The 12102-nt window shown below is 60.2% G+C and carries 10 protein-coding genes; 5 read left to right on the top strand and 5 right to left on the bottom strand.

The genetic code is table 11. The features are described from left to right. Positions 1 to 55: 55 nt before the first annotated feature. From ACQRBV_RS25750 to ACQRBV_RS25730, 5 genes are all read left to right on the top strand, one after another. Positions 56 to 1042, top strand: a complete 987-nt coding sequence (locus ACQRBV_RS25750; RefSeq protein WP_411984721.1) for a diaminopimelate epimerase — start codon at positions 56 to 58, stop codon at positions 1040 to 1042. 307 nt (positions 1043 to 1349) lie between these two features. Beyond that, positions 1350 to 3236 carry a type VI secretion system tip protein TssI/VgrG gene (gene tssI, locus ACQRBV_RS25745; RefSeq protein WP_411984720.1) on the top strand — a complete coding sequence of 629 codons (1887 nt, stop codon included), beginning with the start codon at positions 1350 to 1352 and terminating at the stop codon, positions 3234 to 3236. Next, on the top strand, positions 3236 to 4072 hold the full coding sequence (locus tag ACQRBV_RS25740; RefSeq protein ID WP_411984719.1) for a DUF4123 domain-containing protein: 837 nt from the start codon (positions 3236 to 3238) through the stop codon (positions 4070 to 4072). The genes tssI and ACQRBV_RS25740 overlap by 1 nt, the downstream gene beginning before the upstream one ends. After that, the gene (locus ACQRBV_RS25735; RefSeq protein WP_244698150.1) at positions 4065 to 4859 is read left to right on the top strand and encodes a hypothetical protein; all 795 of its coding nucleotides are present in this window, start codon (positions 4065 to 4067) and stop codon (positions 4857 to 4859) included. The genes ACQRBV_RS25740 and ACQRBV_RS25735 overlap by 8 nt, the downstream gene beginning before the upstream one ends. Beyond that, positions 4859 to 7003, top strand: a complete 2145-nt coding sequence (locus tag ACQRBV_RS25730; protein ID WP_411984718.1) for a lipase family protein — start codon at positions 4859 to 4861, stop codon at positions 7001 to 7003. Before ACQRBV_RS25735 ends, ACQRBV_RS25730 begins: the two co-directional genes overlap by 1 nt. Here ACQRBV_RS25730 and codA read toward each other — a convergent pair. The 5 genes from codA to ACQRBV_RS25705 all read right to left on the bottom strand — a co-directional run bounded on the left by codA (position 7000) and on the right by ACQRBV_RS25705 (position 12000). After that, the gene (gene codA, locus ACQRBV_RS25725; RefSeq protein WP_161550181.1) at positions 7000 to 8247 is read right to left on the bottom strand and encodes a cytosine deaminase; all 1248 of its coding nucleotides are present in this window, start codon (positions 8245 to 8247) and stop codon (positions 7000 to 7002) included. The genes ACQRBV_RS25730 and codA overlap by 4 nt on opposite strands. Before the next feature lie 76 nt (positions 8248 to 8323). Further along, the gene (gene codB, locus ACQRBV_RS25720; protein WP_411984717.1) at positions 8324 to 9592 is read right to left on the bottom strand and encodes a cytosine permease; all 1269 of its coding nucleotides are present in this window, start codon (positions 9590 to 9592) and stop codon (positions 8324 to 8326) included. Positions 9593 to 9768: 176 nt separating this feature from the next. Then, positions 9769 to 10392, bottom strand: a complete 624-nt coding sequence (locus ACQRBV_RS25715; protein WP_060752416.1) for an NUDIX hydrolase — start codon at positions 10390 to 10392, stop codon at positions 9769 to 9771. A gap of 95 nt (positions 10393 to 10487) precedes the next feature. Next, entirely contained in the window at positions 10488 to 10844 is a 357-nt protein-coding gene (queD, locus tag ACQRBV_RS25710) for a 6-carboxytetrahydropterin synthase QueD (RefSeq protein ID WP_003190259.1), read from the bottom strand. Positions 10845 to 10920: 76 nt separating this feature from the next. Further along, on the bottom strand, positions 10921 to 12000 hold the full coding sequence (locus tag ACQRBV_RS25705; RefSeq protein WP_090372129.1) for a hypothetical protein: 1080 nt from the start codon (positions 11998 to 12000) through the stop codon (positions 10921 to 10923). Positions 12001 to 12102 lie beyond the last annotated feature (102 nt).

The raw sequence follows: 12102 nt of genomic DNA, 5'->3' as shown, positions 1-12102 counted from the left end.
AATCAGTAGGTAACCGTATGGACGAACCGATGAAAACTTCCAGGCAGCTCGCCTCATGACCCAGTTCTACGACGCACGCGGCAATATCTATGGGGTGGTCAGCCCGGCTGACTTGCGCAGCCAGGGCATCGACGTGCCAGGCAGCGCCGAGTTGGCGGCGAACACCCGGCTGGCATGGGCCGCGTCGGCCATCGCGTCTGAATGTGGCTGGGGGACGACGCCGCGTCCGGCGGGTACCAAGGCGCATCGCTGTGATGGTTTGCTGGTCGGACCGTTTCAGGCTGCGCCACCGTTTGACCTGTTGATCGTCAACACTGACGGCACACTGGCAGAGCGCAGTGGCAATGGGTTGACCATTTTTGCCCAGGCGCTGACCGATCAGGGCCTGATGGCTCAAGCGTGTGAACTGCGGGTGCATCACGATCAATCGGATGCCGCGTCCCCCGTGACCACTGCTGTCGAGCCGGCGATCTACGAACAGGTCGAGGGCTTTTGGCTGGCCCTGGGGCAGCCTGCGTTCGGACCTGCGGCGGTCGGCGCCAACGACATTCAAGCCGTCTCGGTGCGGCACCGTGAGTTCAGTCGCGTAGCGGCCTTGGCCACCATCGACCCGCAATGGGCATGCAGCCAGTTTGTGCGAGTGGGCAACCCCCATTGCGTGACCTTGGTCGAGCAGGTCTCGGCTTTGCCGGAAAACCCCGCGATGCACCAACCCGTACTGTTTGAGCGCTTGCAAGCGATAGCCTTCGCGCCGCCCGTCGGCAAGGGCCAACCCTGCGTGGCTGGCGTCAACCTGCAATGGGCTGCGCGAGCCTCGGGCAACCGGGTAATCGCACGGGTGTTCGAGCGGGGCGAGGGGCCAACGGCGTCTTCGGGGACCAGCGCCAGCGCGGTGGCCTGCGCAGCGTGGCGCGCAGGTTGGATTGACGCCGCTGAAGTGGCCGTGGTGATGCCGGGTGGCACAGCGCCTGTCCGTTTGCACGCAGAGGCGCAAACACTGGTGAGCGTCAGTCTGTTCGGGGCCGCACACCGGCAGCGGTAAGCAGGGAGTAACAGTAGATAGCTTGGAGTGTTGTCTGCTGTTTCGTAATTGATTAGTTGTATTGGTAAGTTTAGATGTAAGAACTTTCTTGTTTTATAAAGCGTGCTTATTGGTTGTATTAATTGTTTTGTAAAAGTCATTTCCATTTCTGACGTACGAAACTTCTTTTTTATTTTTGAAGAGCCGAATTTTCCCTGAAATCGCTAAGCTTCAAGGCGTTCAGGCGCTTTTTCTCGGCTGGCAATCAGTACTTTCCGGGGAGAGCTTTAAATCAGCGAGTGGGTTTATCAGCGACGGGTAACAACGGATGGTTGACGCGTTTGTTTCGTCACGTTTCAAATTGATTATTCCGGAAGTGACTTCCGACTTTCAGGTGCTTGCCTTCAACGGCTGCGAGTTTATTGACCAACCGTATTTCATTCATATGCAGTTGGTCAGCGAAAACCCCTGTGTGGATCTGGAAGCACTGATCCACCAACCGGCGTACCTGCATCTGGGGGAAGTGGATCAAGGTCTGCACGGTCAAGTCTACGCGGTAGGGCGTGGCGACCCCGGTGTCCGGCTCACCCGTTATCATCTGACGCTGGCGCCGCGCCTGGCGAGTCTCGCCCACCGCCGTGATCAGCGGGTTTTCCAGCAGCGCAGCGTGCCGCAGATCATCGCGGCCGTGCTTGAGCAACACGGCATCCTGGCCGATGCGTACGTGTTCGAACTGGGCCCCGTGGTTTATCCGCCGCGCGTTTTTTGTGTGCAGTACGCGGAGACCGACCTGCACTTCATCCAGCGGTTGTGCGAAGAGGAGGGGATTCACTACCACTTCCGCCACAGCGCGAACAATCATCTGCTGGTGTTTGGTGATGACCAGACGGTGTTCCAGCGCTTGCCCGTGCAGCGATATCACTCGGCCAACGATCCGCTGGCGGAAGCGGCGGGTATCCAGCGTTTCGATGTGCGCCTGGAAACCCGCAGCCGAAAAACGGTGTGCCGTGATCACGATTTCGAACATCCGTCCTTGCTGTTGCAAGGTGTGGCCGGCTCTGCGACACCGTCTCCTCTTGAAGACTACAACTACCCTGGGGGTTTTTCCGGTCCTGTACGCGGCAGGCAGTTGGCCTGTCGCGGTCTTGAGCGTCATCTGGCCGATCGCTGTCGGGCCTCGGGCACGAGCGACCAACCGCTGCTGCGCAGCGGCCATTTTCTCGAACTGCAGGAACATCCCGATCCCGCCTGTAACGACCTGTGGTTGATCACCTCAGCGCGTCATGAAGGCTACCAGCCACAGGTGCTGGAGGAGGCGGCGGGTGAGGCGAATACCTTCCAGGGTTATCGCAACCGTTTCACCGCGACACCTTGGCGTGCGGTGCACAGGCCACCGCTGAAACACCCCAAGCCAACCATCAATGGCAGTCAGACGGCCACTGTCACCGGGCCGGCCGGGGAGGATGTGCATTGCGATGCCTATGGCCGAGTGAAGGTACGTTTTCATTGGGACCGTCGGGACCCGACGGATGACACAAGCAGTTGCTGGGTGCGCGTGGCGTCCGGTTGGGCTGGTGACGGGTTCGGCACAACGATGATTCCCAGAGTCGGTATGGAGGTGCTGGTGAGCTTTTTGGAGGGCGACCCGGACCGGCCGTTGATCAATGGTTGCCTGCCCAATGCTTCGCTCCTGCCGTCCTACCCCTTGCCGCAGCACAAGACACGCAGCGTCTTGCGCAGCCGCAGCACCCAGGGAGGCACGGGCGGCAACGAATTGCACCTCGAAGACCGCCAGGGTGCAGAACTTGTCTATCTGCGCGCCCAGCGTGACCTGGAGCAGCAAGTGGGGCATGACAGCCGCCTGGAGGTACAAGGCGACAGTTACATGCAGGTCGGTCAGACCCTGGTGATCGGAGCCGGGCAACAGGTTCACCTGACGGCGGGTGCCAGCCTGGTGATCGACGGGGGGACGCAGTTGAGTTTCAAGGCCGGGGGTGAACACCTCGTGATTCAAGCGGGCGGCATTTTCAGCAGCCGGCCCATCACTGTCGCAGGGGCGGCGGTGGCCGGCACTTTACCTTCGGATGATCGGCCGAGCCTGTCTGCCGTTCAAGGCACCCTCATGGACATGGCCCGGCAACTGGGCGCGGACTATTGCCCCGTCTGCGAGCGCTGTGGTGAAGGCCTGTGCGATCTCGGCGGGAGGGCAGCGTGATGCAAGGCATGCCTTATCCATGGATGGCCCGACAGCAACAGGCGGGACGCCATTTGTGCTTGATTATCGATGGGGACGCAGAAGCATGTCAGGCACTGTCGGCGGCTCGCGACACCTCGCGATATTGCACCCTCTATAGCCAGACAGTGTTAGCGGAATTGGCGCATACCGGCCCGGTGATCCTGTTGCTGGAGCAGGTGGGAGAACCGGCTTTGACCCGCTTGCTGCAACAGCCCGAAACGAACTGCGGGTGGCTGGGCAGCTTGCTCAACGACGATCTGACCGGCGTGACCCGGCATTGGCGCGAGCGGATGCTGGTCGGCGCACCGGGGCGCCAGGCCCTCTACCGGTTTCAAGACAACCGCAGCCTGGCGCGCGCCTTGGCCTACCTGCCTGCCGAACAGTGGCCGGTGTACCTGGGGCCACTGGCCAGCGTGTGCTACTGGCATGACGACCGATGGTGCTGCTGCGACAACCCGGCACCGGGTGAATACCCGGTACCGGATCCCACACCCTGGTCGCAGGTCCCCAACCCCCAGGCTGCGGCCATCCTGCACGCCAATATTCTGCGCTACCTGCTGGCGGAGCACAGTGAGGACCTGGTGACGCTGGTGGAGTTTCAAGACCCGAGGATCTGGCTGAGCCAAGTGTTGGAGCAGGCCCATGCCTGGCAATGGTGCGGCCCGCAACAGCTGGAATTCCTGGTGGTGCGACGGCTGGAGGAGGCCACACGAAGCAGTGTGATCCGGTGGCAGCCGATGCAAGGCGAGGCCCCGGCGGAACATTACGAACGGTTGGTGGAGCAGTGGCGAAGGGAAGGGGCGGAGCATGTCTAGCTGGATGAAAAACGTGGTGATTGTGCTGGGGGTGGTGGCGTTATCGGGGTGCGCGGGGAAAAGCGCGGACAGCTTTACGCTGGAGGTGGATCTGCCGGCGGATTTTGAACTCAAGACGGCTGCCAATTATCGTCCCGCCACCGGCGCAGCCTGTTCCCTGCCGATGCGCCGAGGCAAAAGGCCCGAGCGCAAGGTGTTTTTTACCGAGTTCAATCCCGTGGCCAATCGGGTGAGCTATGAATTGCCACTCAGCGAAACCATTGAGGGGTGTCCTTCGGTAATAAGCAGCGTGCAATTTGATGTTTATGCAAAATGGGGAAAGCAGGATTGGGATGTGGGAGGGGATCTTGCCGGGATTGGTATTCGAGACCGTTTGGCGGGTGATCTGCCTGGAATGCCCGAGGACGGTGTTCAGGAGTTGAAAGGGCAATGCCGCTGGTATTTCCGCACGATAGGACCTATGCACGCGATCATCAAGATTCTGCAATGCCATTCGTTGGATGCAGCCGGTCAGCCGCAAAAGATGCAGGCTGGCGGCGTTGCCCAACGAGACCAGTTGCGAGGGAAAAAGTTAAGAATGGTATTGAAGGTTCTTGATGAAGAGTTACCTGCTTTTGATCACAGATGGATAGCCGTACCGGGCGGGTGGAAGCGCTGCCGAGGTAAAAGCTTTGAGGATATGGCCGCGTACTGCACCGGCAATGACTCGGAGTTCAAGCCTGTAAAGATGCCGGATGGGCGTATCTGTGACGTCTACCCGACATGCCATCAACAAGGAGCGAATTGATGAAACAGGATGCATGGAAGCAGGCTTTTTTCAGCGGCAAGATGCCGGCATGTGCAATGAAAGGGCACTGGGTGAGCTTTTGCCTGGTGGATGAAACGGGGAGTGGGACGGCGTACGGCGGGCTTGCCTATACGGTTCACGACAGTATGGGGTGCGAGTACAACGGTAAATTGAATGGAGAGGGGTTCGCAAATATACAGGGGGTTTACCGCGGTCCTGTCGTTCTCAAGTTCGATGACCCGTATGCCGGGGCACAAGAGCCGTATTACCGATTGAGTGCGCGCCTGACGTACAAGCTGCCGATTACCGAGATTCAAGTCCGCGCCGAACAAACACGGTTTTCTGATGCAAAGGGGCAGCGTATTCAGGGGAATCCCGCCATGCAGCGGGCAGACCGGTTTTATCATGTTGAAGTCAGCGATCTGGTCAACCATGTCGCGCACTTGCCGTCGATCGCTCCTGCGATGTTCAGCCCTCATCGGCATGCGTTGAAAATGGTGAACGACCTTGGATTCGGCCCGCCTCTGTCCTCGGGAGTGGTCTTGTTTCCCAATCAGTTCAGTGTGTTGGAAGTACGGCCCTTACGTGCGCTACGGCCGATGCTTTCCACCGCAGATCATTTCTGTGCCTTGAACTTGTACCAATTGGCGCTGATGTCCGCCTTGAGCTACTGCGATTTTGGTCAGCAACCGCCGAAGAAACCTATCGACAAAGTGACGTTCCCGTTCAACCCTACCGTTGGCAATCTGTTTGCCGAAACGTTATCGGGGTACCACGAAGCCTGGCGAGTGGATCTCGAGCAAACGCAACGCTTTTTTCCCGTCTATGAAGATGTTCCTTACTCCCGGCGTTTCGAGATCCTGCCCTTCGATCCCGAGTTGTATCCGCAAAATCATCCGGCTCGCGAAGAGGAGCAGGAGCATCCCTCGAACCTGCACTTTTTCGACGATGAAAAATTTGGTACCGACACTCAGGCGTTTATCTGCCATCACGATGAAGTCGTCCTGATCTCTGTGCGCGGTACCGTCAGCGCCGCCGATGCCCTGCGCGACGCGAACGCCCATCAGGTGGCCTTCGCCGAAGGGGGCGGCAAGGTGCATCTGGGTTTTTATGAGGCTTACCGGGCCATGCGAAACTTCGTGCTGCGCTACCTCAGCCAGTTTTATGAAGGCCAACGAATAGTCATTTGCGGACACAGCCTGGGCGGCGCGATTGCCTTGTTGTTGGCCGAGGGGCTGCGTCGTGTACCTAATCCCAGCTACAACATCCTCCTCTACACCTACGGCGCCCCCCGAGCGGCCGACAGCGAGTTCGTCGACGGCGCTTCAGCCTTGGTCCACCACCGTATCGTCAACCACAACGACCCCGTTCCCAGTGTTCCGGCTACCTGGATGAATACCACCGCCAAACTCTGGATTCCGGGCGCCATAACCTTGTTCAGCGCGCCTGCCCATGGGGGCCTGCTCTTCGCTGCCGGGCTGGTGCGGGTGGGGGGCAACCCTTACCGGCATCACGGCGAACAGCAACACTTCATGCCGATCGAACTCCCAGGCGGCAGGCATTCCTCGGTGCTATGGAAGCCAGGTTGTGAGTCGCTCCAGGAAGCAGGCTGCAATCGTGCGTTGCAATTGCATGGCGACATGCCGCAGCGCGACAACCTGCTCAAGCAGCTGTTCCAGGCGCATCAGCACTTCATGACCGCCAGCTACATCCCGGCGGCATGGGCCACCTTGCGGCGCTGGCAGCAGACACTGGATAGCCAGGGCCCTCTGGTTACGCAGAGGGAGTTCGAGCTGTTGGATCGCGCCTTCGAAGACATGCGTGAGCAACTGCGCGCCAAGCGACGCGAGCTTGCCCGACGGCGCCCGGCCAATGATCGCGACTATGAACGCAACGATGCCTTGAATGCCGAGATCGACCGTTTGCATACCAGCCGCGAGCGCCTGGCAACCCTGCGCTGGCGCCGCCTTGAGGCGCGTGATGTCTACGGCAGCCAGGCGTATGGCGCTAACCTGCAACCCAGTCTCAAGCGCTGGTTCACCCATCGGGAAAACCAGGAAGTGACCCAGCTCGCCAGTATTCCGCCACCGACGCTCAATGATCGGGTGAGGGCGCAAATACTGGACATCGACTCGATCGTCTAGCCTGGCGTGTGCGCAAACTCCACCTGTGCCGGTTGCCGCTTCATCAGCACTTTACCGTTGCGGATCGAGTACAACGGCAGGCCCTGACTGCGGATCACCTCATAGTCACTGTTGGCCGAGAGGATCAACAGATTCGCTGGTCGACCGGGCTCCAGCCCGTAGCGGTCCCCGAGGGCCATGGCCTTGGCGCTGTTGTCGGTCACCAGGTCGAGGGCCGATTGCAGGTTGCGGTAACCGAGCATATGGCAGATGTGCAAACCGGCTTCGAGTACACGCAGGATGTTGCCATTACCCAATGGGTACCAGGGGTCGACGATGGAGTCCTGGCCAAAACAGACGTTCATACCGGCTTCGAGCAATTCGTTGACGCGCGTGACGCCGCGCCGTTTCGGAAAGCTGTCGAAGCGGCCCTGCAGGTGGATACTTTCGGTCGGGCACGACACAAAGCTGATACCGGAGTGTCCCAGCAGGCGAAACAGTTTGGCGCAGTAAGCGTTGTCGTAGGAGCCCATGGCCGTGGTGTGGCTGGCGGTGACACGGGCGCCCATGTCGCGGCTGCGGGCTTCTTCGGCGAGTACTTCGAGGAAGCGTGAATGCGGGTCGTCGGTTTCGTCGCAGTGTACGTCCACCAGGCAACCGGTGCGTTCGGCCAGGTCCATGAGGAACTTCACCGAACTGACGCCTTGGTCGCGAGTGTATTCAAAGTGGGGGATGCCACCGATGACATCGGCGCCCAGGCGAATGGCTTCCTCCATCAAGGCCCGGCCATTGCGGAACGACTCGATGCCTTCCTGGGGAAACGCGACGATCTGCAGATCAATCAGGTGCGTGGTTGCTTCGCGCACCTCCAGCATGGCTTTCAACGCGGTGAGGTCGGGGTCGGTGACATCGACGTGCGTGCGCACATGCTGAATGCCATGGGCCGCGAGGGCCTCGATGGTTTTTGTGGCGCGGGCCTTGGTGTCTTCATGAGTGATGGTGGCTTTGCGTTCGCCCCAGCACTCGATACCTTCGAACAAGGTACCGCTCATGTTCCAGCGCGGCTCACCGGCGGTAAGGGTTGCGTCCAGATGAATGTGCGGTTCGACGAATGGGGGGGTCACCAGGTTACCGGCGGCATCCAAGTCGCCGGGCGATAAAATGGGCGCCGCCGTTTGCGCGGTGATGCTGGCGATCCGGCCGTGTTCCAGGTGCAGATCGTGCAGGCCTTCACGGTTGCGCAGGCGGGCATTGATGATATGCATGGGCAAGTTCCTCTTGGCTAAAAACAATCAGGCAGACAGCGCTGGGCGGCTCCAAGGTTAGCATTCCCGGCCGGATTCATGCCGGAGCGTCAGCCAAGGGGACTCGTGCGCGCAGTGCGGCAGTGAGCGCGATGTAAGTCAGCGATGCCGCGACGATGCCCACCAGTGGCGCGACCCAGGGGGAGTTGAACGCCAGCACGGTACCGATGGCATAGGCGATCAAGCCCGGCCAGTTGAAAGCCGGCAGCTGTACCTCGGCCAGGCGCGGGTATTGCCCGCGATAACGGTAAAAGAAGTCCGCCATGATCACCCCGCCAATCGGCGGTATCACCGTGCCCAGCAGGATCAGGTAAGGCACCAGCATGTCGTACATGCCGAGCAACGCCAGCAGGGTGCCGATCACCGCGCCTGCAAGGGTGACGCTCTTGCGACGCCGGGTGCGCAGCAAGTTGCAACCGGCCACGGCAAAGTTGTAGATGGTGTTGTCCTGGGTGCTCCAGATGTTGAGCAGCAACATTGCCATCGCGGCCATGGCGAAACCTTGCAACAGCAACACTTCCACCACATCGGGCTGTTGATAAACGATGGCGCCGTAAGCGCCGATCAATACCATCAAGCCATTCCCGATAAAAAATCCGATCAGGCTGGCCAGCACCGCAACCTTGGCCGAACGCGAGAACCGGGTCCAGTTGGTGGCCTGGGTTGCGCCGCTGACAAAGGTGCCGAACACCAGGGTGACGGCCGTGGACAGGTCCAGTTGTGCGGTCGGCACCACCGCCAGCAGGCCATTCAAGCCACCCACTTTCACGGTGGCGACCCACATGGATAGAAACAATAGAATGCCCATGGCCGGCACCGCGATGTAGGACAGAATCTCCAACCCGCGATAACCCACATAGGCGGTGGCGCAAAATACCAGGCCGAACAACACCATCAAGGCCAATACGCTGCCTTGGCTCAACTCGAGATATTTACCCAGCACCACGGCGGCGGTGGCTGTCCCCCAGGCGTACCAGCCGATCTGGGTAAAACCGAGGATCAGGTCGCTGAGTTTGCTGCCCACTTCGCCGAAGCAGAAGCGTCCCATCAGTACCGAATTCAGGCCACTCTTGAAGGCGATGTAACCCAGCCCCGCAGCGTAAATGCCCAACAGCAAGTTACCCAATGCCACGACGCCGAGCATGTCGATAAAGCTGAACGCCACGCCCAGCTTGCCGCCGGCGAACATGGTCGCAGTAAAAAAGGTAAAGCCCAGCAGCACCATGGCGGTGGAAGCCAGGCCCTTGCGCGCATGCAAGGGGACTTCGCTGAGGGGGTAATCGTTGCCCGGTTCTTGCTGCGTCATGTGCCTTGCTCCCTGAATGAATGACGCAGGTCTGTTGCACCGTGCGTGCCAAATCAGTAGTGGTGACCGGCGAACGACCGCAAACGGTCTGTGTCGTCAAATAGCAGCAAAACACTGGGAGGGGCGTGCGGTGCCTTGTCGGGCACGAAAGCAGTGCAGCGATGATACAAATTGGATCAGTCGAACAGCGTGTGTGTGGTCTCGCCACGATGAAACGCAAAAGCCGCCTCAAGATCACTTTCGATGGTGCGCCCACGGGACAGGGGCGGCAGGTCATCCAGGCTGAAAAATCCCACGTCCGTGGTTTCGAACCCCGCCGCGGGCGCGAGCTGATCCACCCGTTCGCAAAGGAAATACAGCTTGTAGAAGTCCCGCACGTCCGGTCGATACAAACCCTTGGCCTTGTGGGTGACGCTGTACAGGGCCCGTGCGGTGACGCTCAGACCGGCCTCTTCGCGAATTTCCTTGACGATATTCTCGGCCGCCGACAAGCCGATATCGGCATAACCCCCAGGCAGCGCCCAACAGCCATCGGTCAGCTCTTTCACCAGCAGAATCCGTTCGCCCTCGATCACCGCACCCCGCACATCGATCATCGGCGTGGAGTAGCGCTTCGCAAAGTCCGGCACCAGCCCAGTGATGCGTTCCAGCGGCACACTGCCCAATTGCGCGAGCATGCTGTGGGCAATCTCGGCGATTTCCTCCAGGCGCTCACGCTCGAAGTCGTCGGTGCAAAAATGCAGCCCGGTGGACGCCAACGCTTGCAAGCGTTTGGCCTGGGCCAGCCAAGTGTTTTCCATGGGGTCTCCTTTGTTCTGCACAGGCTTGCCGGTTGAAGGGTGCTACGCGGGGTATAAAAAAACCACCGCAAGGGTGGTTTCTTTACATCGCCGGTCTATTCGCCGCGATAGATGCAGCCGCTGGTGCACGTCTCGTGGATGCGGATCGCGCTGAGTTCCGGCAACAGCGGTTTCAACTCGTTCCAGATCCACTTGGCCAGCACTTCACTGGTGGGGTTTTCCAGGCCGGGAATGTCATTGAGGTAGTTATGATCGAGACGTTCGTAGAGCGGCTTGAAAATCGCCTTGATCTCCGAAAAGTCGCGAATCCAGCCGGTATGAGGGTCGAGGTCGCCGCTCAGGTGGATGGCCACCTTGAACGAATGCCCATGCAGGCGCCCGCATTTATGGCCTTCCGGTACGTGGGGCAGGCGGTGGGCGGATTCGAAAGTAAACTCTTTGAAGATTTCCACAGTGTTTTCAGCTCGGTCAGGTATCTGGCAGGCGGCGAGTTTAACAGTTTGATCCCTCGCCGCGCATACCGCTCGGTCAAAGCGCCTGCAAGCGTTCGCCCAGGCCGCCCTTATCGACCAGTTCCAGGAACTCATCGCCCAACCGCCGGCTTTCGCTCATTGCCGTTTGCCAGTACTTGTTGCGGCTCGGGTCATCGCCCATGAAGCGCTTGAAGTCGCTGCGGTCCGGCAGCTTGCCGTGGGGCAGGCGGGCCAGGTAGTCCTTGGACGGTGCCAGCAGCAACACATCCTGCAAACCCTGCTGATTGCTGCGCCGCCACGGCAGGCCCTTGTCAAACCAGCCAGGGATGACCCGGTCGGTAAAGTGCGGATACAGCACGATGTCGTCGCCGTGGTAGGGCAGGTCGAGGTGGTAGTCCAGCAAGCCGCCGTCGCGGTAGGTGCCGTGGCCGGCGCCGGGCAGGTCGCGTATGCCTTGCATCACCATGGGAATGGAGCCTGAGGCCAGCAAGGCCTGGCGCAGGTTGCCCAGCTCCAGTTGCAGGAAACGCGATGGGAAATCTGTCAACGGATGCAACGGTGGCGCCTGGCGTGGGTCGTGGATGATCAACCGTTCAAAATGCCGCGATAACCGTGCACGACCGCGCAAGTTATCGGCAATCACCGAAGTCAGGCCCAGGCCCAGGCGCCCGCGATGGTCATCGGCGAGCAGGCCATGGCTCTTGACCACCATGATGTTCAGGCGATAGTGGGGAGTGGCCAGCACCTGTGCATCACGGCCGGCCAGCAAGTCATCGAGCATGCGCCGGCAGCTTTGGGTGACCTCGGCCATGGTCACGCCTTTAGCGAAGCTCTGTTCGTTGTACAGGCGACCGAGGTCGAGCAGGCCTTGTACCGGGTCGGGCAGGCAGGCGCTGGCAAATCGCCAGGAACCGATGGAGGCGCCGATCAGCGCGCGCTCACGGGGCGCGCGAGGCAGCCAGTCGCCGAACAGCGCCAGATCCAGGCCCTGAATCCCCAAGGCCTTGGGGCCACCGGCCGCACCGGGTAGGATGCCGACATCGGCGGGCTTGAGGCCCTGTTCGCGAATACGCGTCAGGGCGCGCTGGCCGGCCTTGAGGGTCAAGGCGGGAAACTTGATGTGGATGGCTGTCATACCGGTCTCTTTTGAAGCGAGCGGGCAGTATAGGAAATCTCGCCTGGCGATGGGGCCGCTGATCGATGAAAATTGCCATGGTGGCAATTCAGTTTCAGTTAA

Source organism: Pseudomonas sp. R11F, assembly GCF_050312575.1.
In the GTDB taxonomy this organism is placed as follows: domain Bacteria; phylum Pseudomonadota; class Gammaproteobacteria; order Pseudomonadales; family Pseudomonadaceae; genus Aquipseudomonas; species Aquipseudomonas palleroniana.
The sequence above is the reverse complement of the archived record's forward strand: the minus strand, read 5'-3'. Positions and strand labels throughout refer to the sequence as shown.